The sequence below is a fragment of the Profundicola chukchiensis genome (assembly GCF_029664245.1).
Classification (GTDB): Bacteria; Bacteroidota; Bacteroidia; order Flavobacteriales; family Weeksellaceae; genus Profundicola; species Profundicola chukchiensis.
Window position 1 is genome coordinate 52,466 of record NZ_JANAIE010000001.1, and the last position, 25,188, is coordinate 77,653.

The window sequence follows — 25,188 nt, forward strand, 5'->3', positions numbered from 1 at the left end:
GGACTTAATCTAAATTAAGTCCTTTATAATTAACCATCTATAAATTTAATAATTACTTCTAAGTAGTGGATTTAAGAACAGGTTTCACCTCATCTATCTGCTTAATGATTTCCTCATAAGTTTGTGCAGTAAAAGTAGCGTGTCCCATTTTTCTACCTGGTTTCGTAATTTTCTTACCATACCAATGCATCGCCGCACCAGGAATTTTCATTAAATCATCTAATCCCTCTACTTTTGCATTTCCTTCGTGACCTTCTGCACCAATTATATTAAGGATAGCTGCTTTAGATGTCATTTCAGTTGAACCTAATGGAAGATTTAGTAATACTCTCAACATCATATCAAACTGAGAAGAAGCCGATGCTTCTATGGTAGCATGCCCACTATTGTGAACTCTTGGCGCTGTTTCATTAACCCAAATAGAATTATCATTATTTAAGAACAACTCAACAGCATAGATTCCAGGCTCATCAAAAGCATCAACCACTTGCAACGCAACTTCTTTAGCTCTTTCAGCTATGTCATCATTTATTCTAGCCGGAATTAATAAATACTCTAATAAATTATAAGTTGGATTCACCACCTGCTCCACTACGGGATAAATCGCGGTTTCACCAGCAGCATTTCTAGCAATAATTACGGCTAACTCTAATTTAATGTCGGCTAAAGTTTCAAAAACAGAATCTTCGCTCCACTTTTTATCTTTGTTTTCCTCAGTTAAAACCTGAACACCTTTACCATCGTAGCCACCTCTACAAAGTTTTTGCACTACAGGAAATGTATTTTCATCCTGAACAGGCGCTGTTGGAATATTATGTTTTAAATAAAAATCTTTTTGAATTCCTTTATCTTGAATGATTTCTAAAACTTCTGGATCTGGAATTACGGTTTTCCCTTGAGCTTTTAACTTTTTAAGCGCTTCTAGATTTACGTGCTCAATCTCTATCCCAACAATATCTACATCTTTAGCAAAGTCAAGCACAGTTTGTTCATCATTAAAATCGCCTACCACAAATCGATGCGCAAAATTCGCACAACTCGCCTCTGGATTGGGATCTAATATATGTATTTCGATAGGATAGCTCAATGCATTTTGCACAAACATTAAACCTAATTGACCGCCGCCTAAAATTCCAACTTTTAACATGTTATTGAAGAAATAAAGATTTTTAAATAATATTTTGTTATTAAAGGGTGCAAAGTAAAAATTTTAATTTAAAATTGCATTGCAAATAGAATGGATTGTAATAAGTAATCACAAATTCTTGGATTACTTATTTTTTCTTTAACTTCAATCGATAATTTATTTTGAAATGAAATTAAAATACCGCGACTTAATAGATCAGACCTATTATTTTCCACAAGATGAATTCGATACCAAGGGAAGTAACCTAACTTTTCATGGTATAGAAGTAATGGATTTGGTAAATAAATATGGTGCACCTTTGAAATTCACCTATCTACCCAAGATTTCGGAGAATATTCAGAAGGCCAAAAATTGGTTCAGAGAAGCCATGGAAAAACATGATTATGAGGCTACTTATAATTATTGCTATTGCACCAAGAGTTCGCATTTTTCATTTGTATTAGATGAAGCGCTTAAGAATAAAATCCATATTGAAACTAGCTCTGCCTACGACATCAATATTGTTGAGATTCTTAAAAAAGAAGGAAAACTAAGCAACAAAAGCTGGATTCTTTGTAATGGTTTTAAACGCGATCAATACATAGACAACATAGCTAGATTAGTAAACGGTGGTCACAAAAAGTGTATCCCAATTTTAGATAATGCAGAAGAATTAGATCTTTTATCAGAAAATATCAACGGTAAATTCGATATTGGAATCCGTATTGCCTCTGAAGAGGAACCAAAATTTGAGTTCTATACTTCTCGTTTGGGAATAGGGTATCGAGACATTGTGCCTTTCTATAAAAGCAAGGTGAAAGAAGATCCAAAAGCAAGCTTAAAAATGCTTCACTTCTTTATTAATACAGGAATTAGAGACACTGCTTATTATTGGAACGAGCTACATAAATGTTTAAAGGTTTATGTTAATCTTAAAAAGATTTGCCCAACATTAGATTCATTAAATATTGGTGGAGGATTCCCGATCAAGAATTCATTGGCTTTTGAGTATGATTATGCTTATATCATCGACGAGATCATCAACCAAATCAAAGTAGTTTGTCAAGATGCCGGAGTAGAAGTTCCTAATATTTTCACAGAATTCGGTTCATTTACGGTTGGAGAAAGCGGTGGTGCGGTATATGAAGTTTTACACCAAAAACAACAAAACGACCGTGAAAAATGGAACATGATTAACTCATCTTTCATTACTACCCTGCCAGACTCTTGGGCGATTAACAAACGATTTGTTTTATTATCTGTTAACCGTTGGGACGACGAATACGAAAGAGTTTTATTAGGTGGTTTAACTTGCGATAGTGATGATTACTATAACAGTGAGCAAAACTTAAACGCTATTTATCTTCCTAAGTTCAAAAAAGACAAACCATTATATATAGGTTTCTTCAACACAGGAGCATATCAAGAGAGCATTGGAGGTTTTGGTGGAATTCAGCATTGTTTGATTCCTACGCCAAAACATATCCTGATCAACAGAGACGAGAATGGAATTATTTTCACCAAAGTTTTTGCTGAGCAACAATCACACGATAATATGTTGCGCACCTTAGGATACAATGTAGACGAAGAGAATAAATAAATCTTAAATTGTTTGGAGATTTTGGAATATATCATTTAGTTTGCTCTAATAATTCAAGCCAAAGCTTCAATCACATTGAAACAATTTTGAATATAAGTTTTTAACAATAACATAAAAAAATATAAATGAAAGGGCCTATATCTAATTTTATAGAAAAATATTATCTTCATTTTAATTCTGCTGCTTTAGTGGATGCTGCTAAAGCTTATGAGCAGCAATTAGCACAAGGTTCTAAAATGATGGTTACCTTGGCTGGAGCCATGTCAACCGCCGAATTAGGGAAGATTTTTGCTGAAATGATTCGCCAAGACAAAGTGCAAATCATTTCTTGTACAGGTGCCAACCTAGAGGAGGATATCATGAACTTGGTAGCTCACTCACACTACAAAAGAATTCCAGAGTATAGAGATTTAACACCTCAAGAAGAATGGGATTTAATGGAGAAAGGCTTGAACCGCGTTACGGATACTTGTATTCCAGAAGAGGAAGCATTCAGAAGATTACAACAACATATCGTAAAAATCTGGAAGGATGCAGAAGCTGCAGGTGAGCGCTATTTCCCACACGAATTTATGTACAAAATGTTGCTTTCTGGTGTTTTAGAAGAATACTACGAAATCGACTTAAAAGACAGCTGGATGTACGCTGCAGCAGAAAAGAATTTACCAATTGTAGTTCCAGGATGGGAAGACAGTACCATGGGTAATATTTTCGCAAGTTATGTGATTAAAGGTGAATTAAAAGCCACCACCATGAAATCAGGAATTGAGTACATGGCTTGGTTAGCTGATTGGTACACAGAAAACTCTAAAGACGGAGTAGGATTCTTCCAAATTGGAGGTGGAATCGCGGGAGATTTCCCAATTTGTGTAGTTCCGATGTTATACCAAGATTTAGAAAGAGAAGACACACCTTTCTGGAGTTATTTCTGTCAGATTTCTGACTCAACTACAAGTTATGGTAGTTATTCAGGAGCTGTACCGAATGAGAAAATCACTTGGGGAAAACTAAGTGTAGACACTCCTAAATTTATTATTGAATCAGATGCAACTATTGTTGCTCCATTGATATTCGCCTATTTATTAGACTATTAAAAACTTAACTTAAAAATGAAAAAGCCAACACCAAAAAGAAGAGTTATCGTAGATTTCAAGAAATTGAACGACGAGATATTAACTTTACTCGTTGAGAAATATCCAGATGGCTATAGTGATAAAGATGTAATCGTTTTCAAAAATGCTAAAGGAGAAACTGTTGAAGCCGTTGAGGTTCAGACAGAAGATAGCAGCTATTTAGTTAAAATTAGCCAGCGTCTAGAAAACGTTATGGAAATGTTTGAGGAGGATGAAGATTATTCATTCGACGACGACGTAAGCTTCGACGAGCCAGATCCAAGCGCTCTAGAAGATTAAGAGATTGCATTTACAAAATATAAAAGACGAGACTTTTGAGTTTCGTCTTTTTTTTGTTTTAAGAATAGTAGTCCTTAGTAGTTAGTAATTGGTTTAGGGTGTAGAGTGTAGGGTTTAGAGTTTTCATTTAACGAAATAAAAAGGCTCATGTCATGCTGAACTTGATTCAGCATCTAGCGCAATAATCGGTTATAGCTTAAAAGATTCCGCATCGAGTGCGGAATGACGCTCTGGGTTTAATTTAACGAAAAGCCAAAACGCTTGTCATTCCGGGCTTGACCCGGAATCTAGTTTTAGCTATTCGAAGAAAACTTTTACATCTTATCTCGAAAGTTAGGAGCGAAGAAACTGCTCCTCTTTTAAGGGGAGCTGTCCGCAGGACTGAGGGGTTCTACATTAGTATATAGTAATGAATAGTTAGTACCTAGTAGTCAGTAATTAGTTTTGGATGTAGAGTGTAAGGTGTAGAGTTTTCTGTCTCATGGAGGAGGATTTTTCCTTAGAAAAATTTGTATCGAAATGTCGACAGAAAAGAGGCTTAACCTACTTCGCTTTTCATTTAACGAAATAACAAGGCGCATGTCATGCTAAACTTGATTCTGCATCTAGCACAATGATCGGTTAAAGCTTAAAAGATTCCGCATCGAGTGCGGAATGTCGCTTCGGGGTTGTTTAGTTTTGAGTGTAGGGTTTAGAGAATTACTGCTATACAGCATGCAGAATAATTCAAAATTTATAATTTAAAATTCATCATTTCCTTCGTGTCTTAGGCTTCGATACAATTTTGTTTCACAAAATCACTCAGCCTGACAAGAAAGACTCTGAATCGAGTTCAGAGTGACGCTTCGGGTTTTCATTTAACGAAAAGCCAAGCCGCATGTCATGCTGAACTTGATTCAGCATCTAACATAATGATCGGCTAAAGCTTAAAAGATTCCGCATCAAGTGCGGAATGACGCTTCGGGATTTCATTTATCGAAAAGTCAAAGCGTATGTCATGCTGAACTTGATTCAGCATCTAGCGCAATGATCGGCTAAAGCTTAAAAGATTCCGCATCAAGAACGGAATGACACGCTAGATTAAATCACCTTTAAACACTAATAGCGTCCGCAAGCCCCTGAAATACAACAACTAGGAAAAACCGCGAGTAAACTCTTCATTTTCTCCTGGGATGCTTATCTTAAACTTCTTAATTTAGCTATGATTCAAATGATCACACATGAAAAGCCTAAGCAACATCCTATATCCGAACTTCTTAACAAATAAATTTATTAGTTTCATTTCATCTATTCTCATATATTTCAAATTAACTGAACTGATATCAGAATTTCTTCTGGCGAATAATCAACTTGAAATCTCTAAACATATTAAGGTTCAGCAAACACTGAACTTCTCACTAACTCAAATTCAAAAAGAAAAGAATTACACGCAATCATATTTTAGTATTTCTTCTAAATTCTCTTATGCTCACTCCCCCTTAGGCTTAAGATTTTATAATCTCATTTAGCTTACTTATAGAGGTAAATCATAATATTCAAACAGCCTGAAATTTCATTTCAGGCTGGTTTTTTGGTTAAAATCATGCGTATCTTTTACTAAAAAGATGCGCATCTTCTACAAATTTCATCCGCATAAAGTTGTTTCATCATGCGCATAAAGTGTTTTGATCATGCGGATGAAATAAATTTTCATGCGGATGAAGTTATTTTTACTCAAAATCATAGATTTTAAGGCTCTTTATCGGGTGAAATGGTTGTATATATCTAGCATTTTCACGCTGTTTTAATGCCCATTTTGTGGCTTTTAACTGGTGTTTTTTGAGGATTTTAAGGGGAATTCAGTTTAGGGTGTAGGGTTTAGAGTGTAGAGCTTTCTGTCACATTGAGTGTTTTTCTCCTTAGAGAAAAATGTATCGAAATGTCGACAGAAAAGAGGCTTGACGTACTTCGTTCTTCTCTTGTCTTAGGCTTCGATACAATTTTGTTTCACAAAATCACTCAGCCTGACAAGAAAGACTCTGAATCGAGTTCAGAGTGTCACTTCGGGGTTTCATTTAACGGAAAGCCAAGGCGCATGTCATGCTGAACTTGATTCAGCATCTAGCGCAATGATCGGTTATAGCTTAAAAGATTCCGCATCAAGTGCGGAATGACGCTCCGGGTTATATTAGTGTAGGGTATAGAGCGTAGTGTTTAGAGAATTACTGCTATACGGCATGCAGAATAATTCAAAATTTATAATTTAAAATTCATCATTTCATCCCTGTCTTAGGCTTCGATACAATTTTGCTGCGCAAAATCACTCAGCCTGACAAGAGATGCTCTGCATTAAACAACCTTTAAACAATTTAAACTACTTTTAAACCACCTTTAACCCACTTGAGCATGAGATTCCGCATCAAGTGCGGAATGACGCCCCGGGTTTCTTTAGTTTAGGGTGTAGGGTTTAGAGAGTTGCTACTCTGCTGCAAGAATAATTCAACATTTATAACTTAAAATTCATCATTTCATCCCTGTCTTAGGCTTCGATACAATTTTGCTGCGCAAAATCACTCAGCCTGACAAGAAAGACTCTGAATCAAGTTCAGAGTGACGTTTCGGGTTAAACTATTTAAACTACTTTTAAACCACCTTTAATCCACTTGAGCATGAGATTCCGCATCAAGTGCGGAATGACGCTTCGGGTTAAACCACCTTTAATCCACCTTAACCCTACCTTATCATCAAAAGAAAAGCCCCTTAAAATCTTGCGATTTTAAGGGGCTTAATTGTTTTTAATTTAGATTAATCTCTAAACCTATTAATTCCAGAAGCTCCAAACTTGGCCGTTGTAAATAGCTAAAGATTGACTGTTTCTATCATATACGATCGTACCTGCTTGTGGAGATGGTAATTGGGTAACGTCTGCTACATTAGGTAAAACCATTGCTTTATCACTTGCATTTAAAGATAAAACACTATCTGGTGTTTCCATTCCACCTATAGTGAATCCAGTAGTAATAGCAACTCCCTCTGCATTCAATTCAGCAAAATCAGGATTAGTGTAAACTGCAAAACCATTATATGGATGTGACAATCTCACCCACTCTGATCCATTATAATATTCTACTTGCTTTTTAGCTTGATTGTATGCCAAAGAACCTGCTGCTGCATTAGCAACATTAACTGTGTTTAACAATCTTGGTAATAAAATTCCTCCTTTTGTATTTTCAGCATCTATTGGAAAGTCTAATATAGCACTTCCTCTTACGTCTTCACGATCTATAGCTACTTGAGCACTCATCGCTCCTAAGCCTAAAACTAATGTTATAGTTAAAAATATATTTTTCATTGTATTATTTCTTTAAGTTAATTATTGATTTGTTCTTAACACAGGTTTGTTACATCCTTCTCTCAGCGTACTCCACCCTGATGCTTTGTAAAGCTTCAAACTTCTTGTGCTAGTTTCCCAAACCAACATTCCCTCTACTGGTTCAGTTATATTAGAAACATTAACTACTCTTGTAATTACAAATGGCTTAGTAGATGACTCCAATACTAAGTTCACTCCCTGGTTTACATCTTCTAACCAAGTATTAGAATTTCTATTCAAGGTTGTAATACCTGTAGACGCAACTAGAGCTGGTACGCTTGTGTTTCCTTCTACAGTACAAACACAGTGCTCAACATTAACTGTAATTGTTGCTGGCAATGAACGATAATCGTCTCCATCATAAGGAGAAGTTCTACCTATAATACTATACTGAATGCTTGCCTCTCCCTCAAAGCCTTCTTCCTTTGTGAAAGTAACTAGCCCTGTATCTGAATCATAAGACCAAACACCTACTCCATCTTGAATATAAGAATTTGTATAGACATTACCATTCTCAGCAATAAAATTAAATTTAGTTTTATCTATGTATTCACTAGATGCAACAGCAGGAATACCCTCGTAAGCAAAATCATTCTCTAACACAGCAATCTCAACTGATTCTTCACAAGATAGACTCGCCAAATCGTCTTCTGCTTCTGCAGCAAATAACTTCTCTACTTTAAGATTTCTAATTAAATGGATATTTGTTTCACCACCTGTTGAAGCACCAAAACCAATTTTAAAATTATCCGGGATCGAAGCGTCTAAAGTATGTTTAGAATCATCACTTCTTTCTCCTCCTAGAATATTTCCTTCTCTATTATCTCTAGCATTTGCATTCTCTGTATAACGCAAAGATTCTTTATAATGATAATTTTCGATTATAGTGGAAATTGTATTGCCATGTTGAATTTTAACGGTAACTAAGTATCCATTTGGTGATGCAGGTACCAATTCAATGATAGCCTTTCTATAATTTTGATCAGATGGATTGTCTCCAAATGATTGAGTATTCAATGTAAAACCTGTTGGATTATTAACAGCTGTAATATCAAAATCACCATTATTTTTTAGAATAACTTTTTTCTGATCACCACTATTGGTTGGTTCTGATATCAAAACAGGATAGCCATGATACCCTTCCGTTCTACCATTATAACCATAAACATTTGGATCCGGCAAATCCCCTTTTCCAAATGCTCCTCTTAGTGTAACATGGTTCTTAATAAATTCTTCCCCAATATCCTCCGTGCGCACTCCATTCTTTCTTTTATCATTAAAATAAGCTTGTTCCTTAAATTTACCCCAAGCATCTAAACCAATACCTAAATAAGCTCCAGATAATCCTTTTTTTCTATCCCCAAGATTCCCAATGCTTTTAGCTCGATTGTACATATAAGCCAATCCTTCACCCTTAGCTCCTATTTCAAAATTGTCATTATCTGCTTCTGCATCAAATAAAAATACAGAAATACCATCAGCTCCAGATCCGCCGTACATTCCATATTCAAATTCAATCTTTAGCCCTTCGTTCGAAGCAAATGTTGCTCCTGCTAAAATAGCAGCACCAAATTTACTATTCTCTGCCGGTGTCAGTCGTAACCCTAACCCATCAACAAATTGAGCATCATTGTACAACCTAATTTCGCTAGGATCTACCGCAGTTGTAAGATTTTGAGAGTAAGGAAAAGAGACTTGCGCCAATAAAGGCTGTAATAAAAAACCACTAAGAAGCAACAGACTCCAATGGGTTTTACTTAAATAGTAAGTTAGTTTTTTGTTCATAATCTAATGTTTAGTTTGATATATTATTTTCTTAATTTGGTTTGTTGTTGGATACTGGTTTTAAGATAAATTGAGTTAAAACCTAACAATCTGCAAAGTTAATACACTTTTAACATTATAAAAAGCTTTACTATACTAATTATTCATAATATGATAAATATTTTGTATAACCAGTCTTTCATAAGTTCTTAATTTATAGGTTTTTTAAGACCTATTTGTAACAGAGATTAAACAATTTCTCAGTTTATTAATAACAAAGCGCATGTCATGCTGAACTTGATTCAGCATCTAGCGCAATGCTCGTTTAAAGCTTAAAAGATTCCGCATCAAGTTCGGAGTAAAACTTCGGGTTTTCATTTAACGAAATAGCTAGGCGCATGTCATGCTGAACTTGATTCAGCATCTAGCACAATGCTCGGTTATAGCTTAAAAGATTCCGCATCAAGTGCGGAATGACGCTTCGGGTTATATTAGTTTAGGGTGTAGGGTTTAGAGTGTAGTGTTTAGAGAATTACTGCTTTACGGGATGCAAAATAATTCAAAATTTATAATTTAAAATTCATCATTTCATCCTTGTCTTAGGCTTCGATACAATTTTGCTGCACAAAATCACTCAGCCTGACAAGAGGATGCTCTAGTCGAAAGTAGAAGGTAGAAAGGAGAAAATAGTGAAGAGTGTAACGTTTTTCTGTCACATTGAGTGAATTTTTCCTTAGAAAAATTTGTATCGAAATGTCGACAGAAAAACAGCTTGACGTACTTCGTTCTTCTCTTGCCCTAGGCTTCGATACAATTTTGCTATGCAAAATCACTCAGCCTGACAAGAGTATGTTCTAGTCGAAAGCATAAAGTAGAAGGTAGAAAGGAGAAAATAGTGAAGAGTGTAACGTTTTTCTGTCACATGGAGGAGGATTTTTCCTTAGAAAAATTTGTATCGAAATGTCGACAGAAAAACAGCTTGACGTACTTCGTTCTTCTCTTGCCCTAGGCTTCGATACAATTTTACTCCACAAAATCACTCAGCCTGACAAGAGAGGTTCCGCATCAAGCTCAGAGTAACGTTTCGGGTTTTCATTTAACGAAATAACAAGCCGTGTGTCATGCTGAACTTGATTCAGCATCTAGCACAATGTTCGGTTAAAACTTAAAAGATTCCGCATCAAGTGCGGAATGACGCTTCGGAATATATTAGTTTAGGGTGTAGAGTGTAGTGTTTAAAGAATTACTGCTATACGGCATGCAGAATAATTCAAAATTTATTATTTAAAATTCAACATTTAACTCTTGTCTTAGGCTTCGATACAATTTTGTTTCACAAAATCACTCAGCCTGACAAGAGGATGCTCTAGTCGAAAGCATAAAGTAGAAGGTAGAAGGAAGGAAATAGTGTAGAGTTTAGAGCTTTCTGTCACATTGAGTGTTTTTCTCCTTAGAGAAAAATGTATCGAAATGTCGACAGAAAAACAGCTTGACGTACTTCGTTCTTCTCTTGCCCTAGGCTTCGATACAATTTTGCAGCGCAAAATCACTCAGCCTGACAAGAGAGACTTTAGGTTAAACAACCTTTAAACTATTTAAACTACCTTTAAACCACCTTTAACCCACTTGAGCATGAGATTCCGCATCAAGTGCGGAATGACGCTTCGGATTTGATTAGTTTAGGGTGTAGGGTGTAAGGTTTAAGGATTCCTAGTGTTGCAATATGAAGAGTAATTCAAAGTTTAGAATTTAATATTCATCATTTCATCCTTGCCTTAGGCTTCGATACAATTTTGCTACGCAAAATCACTCAGCCTGACAAGAGGAACTCTGAATCAAGTGCGGAATGACGCTTCGCGTTAAACAGCCTTTAATCAGTCTTCGTCACAACTTATTAGCAATAAAAAAGCCGACTCTAATGAGTCGGCTTTCTTTATGAATGTGTTAATTGAATTAATTCCAAAAATGCCATAGGCTACCATTGAATACGGCTATGGATTTACTTTTTAAATCATAAACCAAAGCACCTGGCTGTGGATTAACTACCTCTTCGATTCCATTAACTCTTGGCAGGACTAATGCCTTGTCTTTACTATTTAATTTTAGAACCGCTGGAGCATCAGCTGTAACCTCTGCTGATTCTGTAAATGTACCATCCGTAATCTCAACACCTGCGTTATCCTGAGTGCTTCCTTGAACTTCATTAGAAACCTCTTCAGTTCCAGCCTCTGTAAGATCTACCCAAACATCGCCCTCCTTTAAAAGCTTTACTTTTTTGTCTGCAGCGTCATAAACAATCGTTCCTTGCTCTCCTGTTTTATCTGCTCCAACCCAAGGAAGGATAATGGATTTAGCTTTTCCATTCGTATTCCCTTCTGCTTGATCATTAAACTCTAATAAAACTGAATTGTTGGTGACATTGTCTTTTTCAATGGCAACTTGTGCCTGTATCATACTAAATCCTACTATTGTAAATAGTATTATATATATATTTTTCATTATTATTTTCATTTATTTATTATTGATTACAACCTTTTTGTGTACAAACCCATTGTGTACCATTGTACAACTCTAAACATTGCGTATCGATATTCCAAATCACCATTCCCTCGATAGGTTCAGCAATAGCATCTCTTTCGTCTGTTTTAATTCTAGTAGGTACAAAACCATATTTATCAGACTCTAGCTTGATAAATCCATTTTTATGTTGCGTCACCCAATCCGTTGTATTTCTATTTAATGTAGAAATTCCGATAGGTGTATTTGAATCTGTGCCACCGCGAGTTGGTTCGGCTGTACAGTTACAAGCATTTATGCTTGCATCCTTAGAGGTTCCTACTCCTTGTCCTCTATCTCCTCCAACATCAGCAGCTCCACCATCATTTACTAAAGTTGGAACTCCCTTATCATCTACAGGTGAATTAATTGTATTATCATCATTTAAATCATGCCTCGTTACATTTTCGTCCCCTTCAATCGCATCTGGGCAACCATCTCCATCACTATCTGTATCTAAATAATTTGGAATCCCATCGTTATCTGTGTCACACACCAAGAAAAGACCAATCGCAAAGGCTTGCTGTTGTGTTGAAGGTGATTTAAGCTCAAAACTCAATTCAGTAGCATTAGGTGAATAGAAGAATGCATTACCTGTATTTAATTCTGTATCAGTGGTTGTAATCTTATTACTTCCAACGCCTTCCCATACACCCCCCGTACCTATGTGATCTAGATATTGCCAATTACCACCGTTGGTAGTTGCCGACCAACTTTCTTCTAAGCCTAAAGAAGGGGTAGTTGTCTCAGAATCCATTGCTATCAGATCTAGCCTAAAAGGAATATCAACACCATCAACAGTTTTATGGGCTGAGAAAGTTACTGTGGCTTTTAAAGAAGTAACCGCTTGATTACCATAGAAACTCGTATGATTACTCTCGGTGTTATATTTTTTAGCTAGCCAAGAATGAGTCCAAGTTTTAAAAGGTTTGGTGTCTACCGCAGCTGCACCTTGGCTTCCCCCGCCGCCGCCAACAATCTCAACATTAGAAAATGTAGCAGTAATTGTTAAACCATCTGGAAGGGTAAACGTTTTAGTAGCACCATTCGTTAAGCTTATACCTTGCCAATCAAAGAAATATAATTGTTGTTTATAAGCTCCAGGATTATAATCACCACCGGCATTCTGAACAATATTAGACACATCTGGGGTATCACACCTCAGTTCATCAGCATCTAAAATACCATCGTTATCATTATCCAAATCACAAATATCACTAACACCATCACCATCAGTATCTATCCCCGAATTACATGGTTTAGCTACGACTTCTACAGCCACACTAGAAGTATTATCTCTAGTATCTAAATCCACATCTGCACTAGTAATAGTAGCCGTGTTTAATAAATTATTAGTATCAGCTCCTTGTGCAACCGTAGCTGTTATATCTAAGATCTCTGTTTGGTTTGCATCCAAGTCTCCAATACTCCATTGATTATCTGCCCAAGTACCAGCAGAAGGACTAGCAGAAACAAAAGTATAACCTGCTGGAAGTTGGTCGTCTACTTTAACAGCCGTTGCATTTTCACCACCAATATTTTTAGCTGTCAGCCTAAATATTACAGTTTCTCCCACTTGAGCCTGCGCTGGATATACTGTTTTAGAGATACTTAAATCTACTGTATTACACCCACCAAATGGGTCTTGTTTTGAGGTAGCGCCCAAAAAAGTTTTACCTGGGCCTAAATCTACGTCTTGAACCTGTTCATAATCTAATACATAATTATCATTTGCTACTGTAGGTACAACTATTTTTTGTAAACCACGATCCACCGTGGCATAAAGTTGCCCATCTACACCAGCCAAACCTAATGGTTTTGCTCCGAATCTCCCTAAAGACCTAAGAGATGAATAGTTATAATTAGAGTCTAGCGTAATTTCATACAACCTAAACTGCCCATCACGGTGCGAAAATGTTGCATAAAGCTTACCATTTAAATAAACCAAATCACCAATAGGCCCATAGCCTTGATATGAAAATTGGAAGTCCAAATCTTTCCAAACTGAGAGCTGATCTGAACTTTGATTTAGCTTAAGCCTATAGACAATCGTACTTCTACTAAAACTCATAAGAGCCGACCCATCCGGCAAAAAGGTTAATGATTCTCCAAAATCATACGTTGTACCTTCAGAGGAAAAAGTGTATTTCAGAGTATTATTTCTTGCCGCGCACGAAACAGAAGTAGTAGAACCAAGGTCTGTCACAGAGGTGTTCACCTCATAAATCTTAGCTGGGTTTTCCCTTGTGATACCATACAACTTACCATCTACATCAAATGCTATATCACCAAATATGCTTCGCCCGCTTCCAACATCACACCTTGGATTCCAAGAGTTACCGTCAATTGTGTCTAATTCAATATAGCCTAACATACCGTCTGAATCTGTATACCATATGTGCTCGCCTTCCGGCGTACCACATGGTGAAATTTGCGCCTGCACAGCTTGCAGGAAAATAATTTGTAGAAGGCCGCAACATAGCCATAACAGCTTATGCCGACCTTGAGGATTAAAAATCATAATTAAAGTTTTATGGTTAAAATTTAGTTTAGTTTGTTTGGGCGCTGATTTAAATTATAAATATTTTACTATCAATTACTTAAACCAACCTCGCAAACATACAAATAAAATTAAATTCAAAAAAAATCTTTAATATTTTAACATTTCACCCTACAAATCAAACCATATTTCTCTTAAAATATTAATTTCTAGATGCTATTTTTAATGATTATAAAAATTGTGCTGCAAAATATTTTTGTTTAATAATCATGAATAAAAAGTTTCCAGATTTTAAAAGTTAAGGCCGTGTACACTCTACACAAAGTCTATGACTAAAGACGTTGAGGAAGCACAAAAAAATATGAACAAAAAAAAAATCAGCTTGAGAAAATCTCAAGCTGATTTATATATAATTAAACTATGTGAATTCTTATAACTGTGGTCCAGCAGCAACTAATGCTTTTCCTTCGTCGTTATCTGTATATTTCTCGAAGTTTTTGATGAATCTCTGACCTAAATCACGAGCTTTCTCTTCCCATTTGTCTGGGTTTTCGTAAGTATCTCTTGGATCTAAGATATCAGGGTTCACATTTGGCAATGCAGTAGGAACCTCTAAGTTAAAGATAGGAATCATGGTTGTTTCCGCTTTTTCGATAGAGTCATCTAAAATAGCATCAATAATAGCACGCGTATCTTTAATAGAAATTCTCTTTCCTGTTCCGTTCCATCCTGTGTTTACTAAATAAGCTGTTGCATTGTTAGCTTCCATTTTCTTCACTAACTCCTCACCATATTTGGTTGGGTGTAATGATAAGAAAGCCTCACCAAAACATGCAGAGAAAGTTGGTGTAGGTGTATCTACTCCTCTTTCTGTACCTGCCAACTTAGCTGTAAATCCAGATAAGAAGTGATATTTAGTTTGCTCAGGTGTTAATTTAGATACTGGAGGCATAACTCCAAACGCATCTGCTGTTAAGAAAATAACCTTCTTAGCAGGTCCAGCTTTAGAAACTGGCTTAACAATATTGTCAATATGGTAGATTGGGTAAGAAACGCGTGTATTTTGTGTAGTAGAACCATCTGTAAAGTCAATTTTACCGTTTTCGTCTACAGTTACGTTTTCTAATAATGCATCTCTCTTGATAGCACCGTAGATGTCTGGCTCAGCTTCTGGATCTAAGTTAATAGTCTTAGCATAGCATCCACCTTCGAAGTTGAATACACCTTCGTCGTCCCATCCGTGCTCATCATCACCAATTAATTTTCTTTTTGGATCTGTAGATAAAGTAGTTTTACCAGTTCCAGATAAACCAAAGAATACCGCAGTATCACCATCTTCGCCTACGTTAGCAGAACAGTGCATAGAAGCGATACCTCTTAATGGTAGGTAATAGTTCATCATCGCGAACATACCTTTTTTCATTTCACCACCATACCAAGAACCACCGATTAACTGCATTTTCTCAGTTAAGTTGAAGGCAATAAATACTTCTGAGTTAAGACCGTGCTCTTCCCATTTGTCGTTTACAGCTTCAGAACCATTCATAATAACGAAATCTGGTTCACCGAAGTTTTTAAGTTCTTCTTCCGTTGGGCGGATAAACATATTAGTAACGAAGTGAGCTTGCCATGGCACTTCCATAACAAATCTAACTTTAAGGCGAGTATCCTCATTAGCACCACAAAAAGCATCAACAACATATAATTTTTTGTTGCTCAACTCGTCTGTAACAAGACCTTTAAGGTCGTTCCAAACTGCTTGTGTAGTAGGTTTATTATCATTTGGCGCTGCAGGCGAGTTCCACCAAATAGTATCTTTAGTCACGTCGTCTTTAACGATGAATTTATCTTTAGGTGATCGTCCGGTAAATTTTCCAGTCATTACATTCACAGCACCTAATTCGGTATCCTGTGCGCGTTTGAACCCCTCTAATCCAGGTTGCATTTCTTCCTTATATAATACATCATAAGAAGGATTATACATGATTTCCTGGACGTTTTTAATTCCGTAAGATTCTAGAGCTGACTTTATTTTTTCCATTTAATAATTAATTTAGAAGGGTAAATTTATGAAGATTCAATTAAAGAATCATTATAAAAATCCCTAATTTTAATCATTAAATAAAAATTGGATTTAATAATTATTGTGTTGGTAGCCAACTCACTACAGGGGTTATTATGCATACATTGTAAAAATTTGGTGCCATATTGATAAAGTTTCTTATTTTTGCCCAATAATCTAAAAAGTAAAATTATGTCTGATATTACATCAAGAGTAAAAGCAATCATCGTTGATAAGCTAGGAGTAGAAGAAAGCGAAGTTACTACAGAAGCTAGCTTCACCAATGATCTTGGAGCAGATTCTCTAGACACAGTTGAATTAATTATGGAATTCGAAAAAGAATTTGATATCCAAATTCCTGATGATCAAGCAGAGAAAATCTCTACAGTTGGTCAAGCTATTCAATATATTACAGAAGTAAACAAATAATAAAACATTATTTATGGAGCTCAAAAGGGTAGTTATTACCGGATTAGGCGCACTTACACCAATTGGTAACACGTTCTCAGAATACTGGGAGGGATTAATTAATGGTGTAAGTGGCGCAGCTCCTATTACTTTATTTGACGCTTCGCTTTTCAAAACACAATTCGCTTGTGAGGTGAAAAACTTTGATCCTCTAGACCATTATGATCGCAAAGAGGCGCGAAAAATGGATAGGTGCGGACAATTAGGTATAGTAGCAGCAAGAGAAGCGGTAGCACATAGTCAATTATTGGATGCTAAACCGGATAAAGGAAGAGTGGGCGTTATTTGGGGTTCAGGAATTGGTGGACTTACCACCTTTGAACAAGAAGTAACTTCTTATGTTAAAGGGAATGGGATTCCAAGGTTCAATCCATTCTTTATTCCGAAAATGATCGCTGATATCACTCCAGGTCTTATTTCTATGGAATATGGATTTATGGGACCTAATTACACAACAGTTTCTGCTTGTGCGTCATCATCAAATGCTTTGATTGATGCGTATAATCTATTAAGATTAGGAAAAGCAGATGCTATTATTACAGGTGGTTCAGAAGCTGCAGTTACGGCTGCAGGTGTAGGTGGATTTAATGCATTACATGCGATGTCGACCAGAAACGATGATCCAAAATCAGCATCACGTCCTTTTGATAAAGGAAGAGATGGTTTTGTTTTAGGTGAAGGAGCTGGTGCGATGGTTCTAGAAGAATTAGAACACGCACTAAAAAGAGGTGCAACAATTTATGCAGAAGTTGTTGGTGGAGGTTTATCTGCCGATGCTTATCATATGACAGCACCACATCCGGAAGGATTAGGCGTATATCGTGTAATGAAAAATGCATTAGAGGATGCCGAAATCACAGCAGATAAGATAGATCACATTAACATGCATGCTACCTCAACGCCTTTAGGTGATATTGCGGAGCCAAAAGCAGTGGTTGATTTATTTGGAGATCACGCAAAAAACATTCAAATCAATGGTACGAAGTCTATGACTGGCCATTTATTGGGAGCAGCAGGCGCTGTAGAAGGAATTGCCACCGTGGCAGCTATTTATAATAGTTTAGTTCCTCCTACTATCAACCTTCATGAAAAAGATGAAGAAGTACCTGATCTTAATTACACCTTTAATAAGGCGGTAGAAAAAGACATCGAATATGCGATGAGCAATACCTTTGGATTTGGTGGACACAATGCATGTGTTTTATTCAAAAAATATTAAATGTTATCTGGGCTTAGGAAATTTCTAAAAATTGGAGCAAAACAGAAAGTTGCTTCCACCGAAGAGTTGTCTCCTAAACTCCTAGATATACTACAATTCAAGCCTCTTAAACCTCATTTGTTTAAAGAGGCTTTTATACCTCGTAGCGCTCAGATTCTTGACGCTAACGGAATTTCTGTCAATTACGAACGTTTAGAATTTTTGGGAGATGCCATGTTGGGTGCAGTGATTGCCGAATTTTTATTCGATCAAGCGCCCGAACAAAAAGAAGGCTACCTAACTCAGATGCGTTCTAAAATTGTAAGCCGTAGACATCTAAACGAAATTGGTAAAGATTTAGGCTTAGTTGGATTTGTTGATAAAGGCAACAAACAAAAAAGCGCCCTAAGCAATAATGTGGCGGGAGATTTATTCGAAGCTTTAGTGGGTGCTGTCTACGAAGATCAAGGTTATGCTGAGACCAAAAAATTTATTGATCGCATAGTTATTAAGCGATATGTAGATTTAAATCAGCTAGAAAATCGAATTAGTAGCTACAAAAGCTATATATTGGAATGGGCTCAAAAACAAAAGGTGAACCTAGAGTTCAATACTTTTGAAGAGCAAAATGCAGAAGACATCACAGTTTTTGTGAGTATTGTGCGTATAAATAAGACGGTGATTGCGAAAGGTAGAGGTACGTCTAAGAAAAAAGCAGAAGAAAATGCTGCAAAACGTACTTTCTATACCAAACAAAATGAGATGAATTGATATGGCACTACAATTATGGGATGATTTCGAAGATGAATTTACACTATTCGGAATAAGCTCTAATCGCCTAGACGAAGTCAAATTTATCTATTCAATCAACAAAATTTTCAAGGTTAAGTTTGCCCGTATAAAAGACTTTGATATTTACCTAGACGAGCAAGTTTTTCACTACTCGCTTTATAGTTGTGCCTTAGGGTCTGAGCAAGATCCATTCTATATCATCAAAAACCTTTCACATCCCAATCAAGGTAAAGGAAACAAGGATTCCTTATTCCCCAATATGGGCTCACAAAGACATATATTAAAAAAACATAAACATTTTGATTATCTGCTTAAAATACCCTATCATTTGGAAGCAGGTGAATTAAATCCTCTACCTTTGGAGCAAGCTTGGTTTGTTTCAAATTATAGCCAAATTATAGATTTATCTAACAAAGAAGAAAAACTATTTTTCATATGACAATCGAAAGAAAAATATTTAATAAAAAGACTAAAATCGTTGCAACCCTAGGTCCAGCAACGAATACCAAAGAAATATTACGCGAATTAGTTTACGCAGGTGTAAACGTATTTCGAATCAATTTCTCGCATGCTGATTATGAAGATGTTCTTCAGAAAATGGCTTGGATTAGAGAGATTAACGAAGAAGAAAATGTTTCTATTGGGATTTTAGGAGACTTACAAGGTCCAAAGTTACGTGTGGGCGTAGTTGAGGAAGGATCTTTCTTAAATCCTGGAGATGTTTTAACCTTCACCAATGATAAAGTTACCGGAAACGCTGAAAAAGTTTTTATGACTTATAAGCAGTTTGCGAAGGATGTAAAAGTTGGGGAAAATATTCTTATCGATGATGGTAAATTGATTCTTGAAGTTTTATCAACCGATCAAGACAAAGAAGTTACGGCGAAAGTAATTCAAGGAGGTGAATTAAAATCTAAAAAAGGGGTTAACTTACCTAAAACCAATGTTTCCTTACCCGCTTTAACTGAAAAAGATATTGAGGATGCTAAGTTTGCCATTGAGCAAGAAGTAGATTGGATTGCTTTGAGTTTCGTAAGACATGCACAAGATGTAATCGACCTTAAGAACTTAATCAACGAGCATTCTCCACATAAGATTCCAATTATTGCTAAAATCGAAAAACCAGAAGCAATTGAGAATATCGACGAGATTATCACCCAATGTGATGGATTAATGGTAGCCAGAGGAGATTTAGGTGTTGAAATCCCTATGGAGCAAGTTCCGGTAATTCAAAAAGTCTTAGTAGATAAAGCAAAAATTGCTAGAAAACCTGTGATTATTGCGACTCAAATGATGGAGTCTATGATCGATAGCTTAACGCCTACGAGAGCGGAAGTGAACGACGTAGCCAACTCTGTAATGGATGGCGCTGATGCGGTTATGTTAAGTGGTGAAACTTCGGTAGGAGAAAATCCAGTGGAAGTTATCAAAGTGATGGCGAACATTTGTAAGACAGTGGAAAATGATCCGCACATTAGTGTTCCTACGCATACACCATCAGATACAGAGGGCAAAAGACATATTACCAATGTAATTTGTTTTAATGCAGCTAAAATGGCTGAACACACAAAAACAAAAGCTATTATTACTATCACCTACTCGGGATACACCGCTTTCCAAATTTCATCGCACAGACCAGATGCTAACATCTTTGTATTCACACCTAACAGAACCATTTTAGGTATGTTGAATTTACTTTGGGGTGTAGAGGCTTTCTACTACCAAGGAGATAAGAGTACAGACGAAACTGTGATTGAAGTAAACCGTTTCTTGAAGCGTCGTGGATTGGTAATGGATGGTGATTTTGTGATTAACTTAAATGCCATGCCAGTATTTAGAAAGGGTATTACGAACACTTTAAGATTTACTACCATCTAAGGCATAATATTTGCACTTTCTACCGGTCAATTGGTAGATAATGAGCTATAGAATATTATTACTTTTTACCTTATGCATAGGGTGCTTTATTAGTGGTCAAAATATTGTTGTAAAAGACAGCCTCACAAACATACCGTTGGAGGCTGTTCTCATTAAATCAAATAACGGCTCTAAACCTACGTCTACCAATCATTTAGGTGTTGCACATCTACCAGAAGTTCTAGGAGATTCGATTAGTTTTTATCATGATAAATATGAACCGAAAACTATTGCTACTAGCCGATTATCTAAGTCAGAACAAAATACAATCTTCCTACAACACGAGATTTTTACACTACAAAGTGTTATTACAACAGGTACCAACTGGAAAAATAACTCTCAAAAATCTCCGATTTATGTTTCTTCACTATCTGAATCAGAAATTCAAATTTTAAATCAACCTACCACAGCTGATTTACTAAGTCAGACCAATGAAATTTATGTTCAAAAAAGTCAACTTGGTGGCGGAAGCCCTATGATTAGAGGCTTTGCGACCAATAGATTGTTGTTAACTGTGGATGGTGTGAATATGAACAATGCGATTTTTAGATCTGGAAATCTGCAAAACATCATTGCAATTGATCCTTTTACGGTTAAAAACATAGAGGTAATTTCGGGTCCTGCATCTGTTTTATATGGTTCTGATGCCATTGGTGGTGTAATTAGTTTTGAAACTAAATCTGTTTTACCCACCTCAGAATTTAAGGTTATTGGAGATGCCAGCGTAAGATACGCTTCGGCTTCAGAAGAGAAGACCATACACGCAGATGTTGACATTTCAATGCCTAAATGGTCTTCTATTACTTCCATTACCTACACCGATTATGGTGATTTAAAAATGGGAAAACATGGTCCACAAGAGTATTTGCGTCAACATTATGTTACACGTGTAAATGGACAAGATATTCAAGTTGAAAATGATAATCCACATATCCAACGCGAGACAGGTTATAATCAAAAGAATTTGTTGCAGAAGTTTCATTTTCAACCTTCTTCGAGTTTGGATTTAACAGCTTCCTTTTCCTATTCAGAAACTTCAGATGTTCCGCGATATGATAGACTATTGAGATATCGAGGCGAGAATCTTAGATCTGCAGAATGGTATTACGGACCTCAACAATGGTTGTTTTCAAATATTAAGGCTGATTATCATCAACCCAATCTTTTGTTTGATGAGGTTCAAAGTATTTTTTCTCATCAATACTTTACAGAAAGCAGACATGATAGAGACTTTGATTCATTCCTTAAGAACAATCGATTTGAGCGTGTGAATGTTTGGGGCTGGGAAAATGCTTTCTTGAAAAAGATTGATGATAAGAATACCCTACGCTATGGAACCGACATGAAGTTCAACTATGTGAACTCTTCGGCTAACATAGAAAATATCAACACGGGAGAGAAAGTTCCTGGTGCTAGTAGATATCCAGATGGTTCAACATGGAACCAATATGGAATTTATGCTAAATATATTAGAGACATTACCAGCCGATTGAATATAGTTTCAGGAATTAGATATGGTTATGTAACTTCTAAATCTAAGTTTTCTAATGAATTTTATCCTTTGCCATTCGAAGAATCTGAATTAAAAACGGGTTCTTGGACAGGTAAAGTTGGTGCTTATTACAAACCTTTTCGCCAATTGGTGTTAAACGCTCAATTCTCTACCGGCTTTAGAGTTCCGAATATAGATGATATGTCTAAAGTTTTTGATTCTGAGCCAGGAAGTGTAGTTGTTCCAAATCCTGATTTAAAACCTGAATATATTTATAATATAGAAGCAGGAATTTCTAAATCTTTTGGAAATACGTTTTACATAAATGGAATCGCATATTATAGCTGGCTAGAGGATGCATTGGTTAGAAGAGATTTCACGCTCAATGGTGAATCAACTATGATGTATGACGGAGAGTTAAGTCAAATTCAAGCTATTCAAAATGCGGCAAGCGCTAGAGTTTATGGTGGTATGATCCAAATGGAGCTTAACATAAGTAAAGAGTTTAAGTTTTTGAGTAAAGTTAATTACACCCATGGTGAAGAAGAGTTAGATGATGGTAGTATTGCACCTTTGAGACATGCTGCCCCCCTTTTTGGTAATCTTGGTTTAGAATATGCGAAAAATAAGTTTAAAGCTAAATTACTCTACCAATACAATGATGGTGTGAAGGCAGAAGATATGCCACCTAGCGAGAAACACAAGGAATATTTATACGCTTTAGATGAGAATGGAATGGCTTATGCGCCTTCTTGGAATATTTTCAATATTTCAGCAAAGTATAAATTAACCGACTATATCTCATTACATGGGCGCGTAGATAATATTTTTGACCATTTATATCGTCCTTACTCCTCTGGAATTTCTGCACCGGGTAGAAATTTCGTATTTTCGATTCGAACAATTTTTTAATCAAGCGCATGGATTCCAAACAGAAAAAATACGACAAGGCTTATTTGAAAATGGCCATGGAATGGGCAAAACTTTCCTATTGCAAAAGAAAACAAGTAGGCGCACTTATTGTCAAAGATCGCATGATTATTTCTGACGGTTATAATGGCACGCCAAGTGGCTTTGAAAATCATTGTGAAGATGCCGAAGGCGACACCAAATGGTATGTATTGCATGCCGAAGCTAACGCTATTTTAAAAGTAGCATCCTCTACACATAATTGTAAGGATGCGACCTTGTACATAACTCTTTCTCCATGTAGAGATTGTAGTAAATTAATCCACCAAGCAGGTATCAAACGTGTGGTTTATATTAACCCCTATTCAGATACTGCTGGTATAGACTTTCTAGATCGTGCTGGTGTTGTTGTAGAACAGATCACCATGGAAGAATTAGCTTAAATCGCCTATGAACTCTACCCTCCGCACTTTAAATATTATTCTAGCTTTGATAGCTGTCCTCATTATTTTTGGACTTGGCTACCAGACCGGGAAGAGATATGATATTGCGGTAGATGAGAATGATAAATATGTTGCTATCTCCTATTCGGTAAATGAACAAAAAATGCGTCGATTGATGAGTTTAATCGACAATCACTATGTACATGATATCAATACGGATAGCTTAGTGGATAAGACCATTGGTTTTGTAATGTCTAACCTAGATCCACACAGTGTTTACTTAGAAAAGAAACTATCCAGAAATATGGATAGAGAAATGAAAGGCTACTATGTTGGAATTGGAATCCAATATGTGATTTATAAAGACACAATAGTCATTACGCACGTAGATAAAAACAGCCCCAATAAGAAATTGTTTAAACTTTCGGATCGTGTCATTCAGGTAGGCGACTCTACGGTTGTAGGCCAAGCAGCCGAACGGGTGGGTGATATGATACAAGGAGAAAATAATTCTACGGTTGAATTAGACATTCTTCGTGATGGAAAACGACAAACACTCACTGCAAAACGTGGTGTAATACCAAAAGCTAGCGTTACCGAATATTTCATGATAAATGAAAATTTAGGTTATGTGAAGATAGCACGCTTTGTTTCTACCACTGCCGAAGAATTTAGCGAAGCCCTAAAGCAACTTAAAAAAGAAGGCATGCAAGAGCTGGTTTTGGACTTAAGGGGAAACCCTGGTGGAATCATGAGCGCTGCCGAGAAGATTGCCGATGAGTTTTTAACCGAGAATAAGCTAATTGTGTTTACGCAAGACAATCAAGGTAAAAAAGAATTCCGCTATGCTACCAACAGAGGTACAATGGATGGCAAACCACTTTATGTCTTGATAGACGAAGGTTCGGCATCGGCGAGTGAAATTATAGCCGGTGCAATTCAGGATAACGATGCGGGCGTTATAATTGGCCGAAGAAGTTATGGTAAAGGACTTGTTCAAAGAGAAATTAGCTTGGGCGATGGTTCTAAATTAAGATTAACCACTGCCAAGTACTTTACACCTTCAGGTAGATCTATTCAAAAACCCTATTTAAACGGAATCGAGGAATATAATAGAGATATTAGTGCGCGCTACATGAGTGGCGAAGTTTTTAATAAAGACAGCATTAAAGTTCCGGATTCATTAATGTTTAAAACCAGTAAGGGAAGAACTGTATTTGGCGGTGGAGGTATTATTCCGGATGAGTTTATTCCGATTGATTCTGTAGGCTATGGAAGATGGTATTATGAGCATGCGCATCGCAATATTTTTAATACAAGAATCTTTGAATACATTGAACAAAATAACAAGAGTTTAAGTAAGATTAAAGAAGAGCATTTTATAGCTTTTCACAATCCAAAGGAATTGGCAGAGGAGTTATTGGCTAAAATAAATCTAGTTCCAGAGCAGTTTAGTGAAGCTGAAATGATGAACTTCCATACATTTATTAAGGCTACCATGGCTAGATTTTTATATGGTGAATCTGCTTATAACAAAATTTGGAATCAACGCGACCCTATGATTCAGAGGGCGATTGAACTTAATCAAGCGAATTGA

Annotated in this window: 17 protein-coding genes; 11 read left to right on the top strand and 6 right to left on the bottom strand. The window is 36.3% G+C overall.

Annotation, left to right across the window (positions count from 1 at the left end; translation table 11 throughout):
* Positions 1-58 precede the first annotated feature (58 nt).
* Complete coding sequence (locus tag NLM59_RS00215) at positions 59-1,147, bottom strand: 5-(carboxyamino)imidazole ribonucleotide synthase (protein WP_304415719.1); 1,089 nt, start codon at positions 1,145-1,147, stop codon at positions 59-61.
* Positions 1,148-1,313: 166 nt separating this feature from the next.
* Here NLM59_RS00215 and NLM59_RS00220 point away from each other — a divergent pair, with 166 nt between their 5' ends.
* From NLM59_RS00220 to NLM59_RS00230, 3 genes are all read left to right on the top strand, one after another.
* Positions 1,314-2,726: a type III PLP-dependent enzyme domain-containing protein gene (locus tag NLM59_RS00220; RefSeq protein WP_304415720.1), complete on the top strand. Its 1,413-nt coding sequence runs from the start codon at positions 1,314-1,316 to the stop codon at positions 2,724-2,726.
* 125 nt (positions 2,727-2,851) lie between these two features.
* On the top strand, positions 2,852-3,820 hold the full coding sequence (locus NLM59_RS00225; protein WP_304415721.1) for a deoxyhypusine synthase family protein: 969 nt from the start codon (positions 2,852-2,854) through the stop codon (positions 3,818-3,820).
* Positions 3,821-3,835: 15 nt separating this feature from the next.
* A complete protein-coding gene (locus NLM59_RS00230; RefSeq protein ID WP_304415722.1) occupies positions 3,836-4,138 on the top strand; it encodes a hypothetical protein in 303 nt (100 codons plus the stop codon).
* A gap of 2,800 nt (positions 4,139-6,938) precedes the next feature.
* Here NLM59_RS00230 and NLM59_RS00235 read toward each other — a convergent pair.
* From NLM59_RS00235 to pckA, 5 genes are all read right to left on the bottom strand, one after another.
* Positions 6,939-7,469 (bottom strand): hypothetical protein, encoded by a 531-nt coding sequence (locus tag NLM59_RS00235; RefSeq protein WP_304415723.1) that lies wholly within the window; start codon positions 7,467-7,469, stop codon positions 6,939-6,941.
* 21 nt (positions 7,470-7,490) lie between these two features.
* A complete protein-coding gene (locus NLM59_RS00240) occupies positions 7,491-9,275 on the bottom strand; it encodes a hypothetical protein (protein WP_304415724.1) in 1,785 nt (594 codons plus the stop codon).
* Between the two features lie 1,932 nt (positions 9,276-11,207).
* The gene (locus NLM59_RS00245; protein ID WP_304415725.1) at positions 11,208-11,753 is read right to left on the bottom strand and encodes a hypothetical protein; all 546 of its coding nucleotides are present in this window, start codon (positions 11,751-11,753) and stop codon (positions 11,208-11,210) included.
* A gap of 19 nt (positions 11,754-11,772) precedes the next feature.
* Positions 11,773-14,331, bottom strand: coding sequence for a CshA/CshB family fibrillar adhesin-related protein (locus NLM59_RS00250; protein ID WP_304415726.1), 2,559 nt, complete (start codon positions 14,329-14,331; stop codon positions 11,773-11,775).
* Positions 14,332-14,740: 409 nt separating this feature from the next.
* On the bottom strand, positions 14,741-16,351 hold the full coding sequence (gene pckA, locus NLM59_RS00255; protein ID WP_304415727.1) for a phosphoenolpyruvate carboxykinase (ATP): 1,611 nt from the start codon (positions 16,349-16,351) through the stop codon (positions 14,741-14,743).
* Between the two features lie 213 nt (positions 16,352-16,564).
* Between pckA and NLM59_RS00260 the strand changes: the two genes are divergently transcribed.
* From NLM59_RS00260 to NLM59_RS00295, 8 genes are all read left to right on the top strand, one after another.
* Entirely contained in the window at positions 16,565-16,801 is a 237-nt protein-coding gene (locus NLM59_RS00260; protein ID WP_304415728.1) for an acyl carrier protein, read from the top strand.
* 13 nt (positions 16,802-16,814) lie between these two features.
* Positions 16,815-18,059: a beta-ketoacyl-ACP synthase II gene (gene fabF / locus NLM59_RS00265; protein WP_304415729.1), complete on the top strand. Its 1,245-nt coding sequence runs from the start codon at positions 16,815-16,817 to the stop codon at positions 18,057-18,059.
* Positions 18,060-18,809 carry a ribonuclease III gene (gene rnc / locus NLM59_RS00270; RefSeq protein ID WP_304415730.1) on the top strand — a complete coding sequence of 250 codons (750 nt, stop codon included), beginning with the start codon at positions 18,060-18,062 and terminating at the stop codon, positions 18,807-18,809.
* A gap of 1 nt (position 18,810) precedes the next feature.
* Entirely contained in the window at positions 18,811-19,269 is a 459-nt protein-coding gene (locus NLM59_RS00275) for an IPExxxVDY family protein (protein ID WP_304415731.1), read from the top strand.
* On the top strand, positions 19,266-20,708 hold the full coding sequence (gene pyk / locus NLM59_RS00280; protein ID WP_304415732.1) for a pyruvate kinase: 1,443 nt from the start codon (positions 19,266-19,268) through the stop codon (positions 20,706-20,708). The genes NLM59_RS00275 and pyk overlap by 4 nt, the downstream gene beginning before the upstream one ends.
* Positions 20,709-20,844: 136 nt before the next feature.
* Complete coding sequence (locus tag NLM59_RS00285) at positions 20,845-23,151, top strand: TonB-dependent receptor plug domain-containing protein (RefSeq protein ID WP_304415733.1); 2,307 nt, start codon at positions 20,845-20,847, stop codon at positions 23,149-23,151.
* 8 nt (positions 23,152-23,159) lie between these two features.
* Positions 23,160-23,591: a deoxycytidylate deaminase gene (locus NLM59_RS00290; protein ID WP_304415734.1), complete on the top strand. Its 432-nt coding sequence runs from the start codon at positions 23,160-23,162 to the stop codon at positions 23,589-23,591.
* A 7-nt stretch (positions 23,592-23,598) separates the two neighbouring features.
* Positions 23,599-25,188, top strand: coding sequence for a S41 family peptidase (locus tag NLM59_RS00295; RefSeq protein WP_304415735.1), 1,590 nt, complete (start codon positions 23,599-23,601; stop codon positions 25,186-25,188).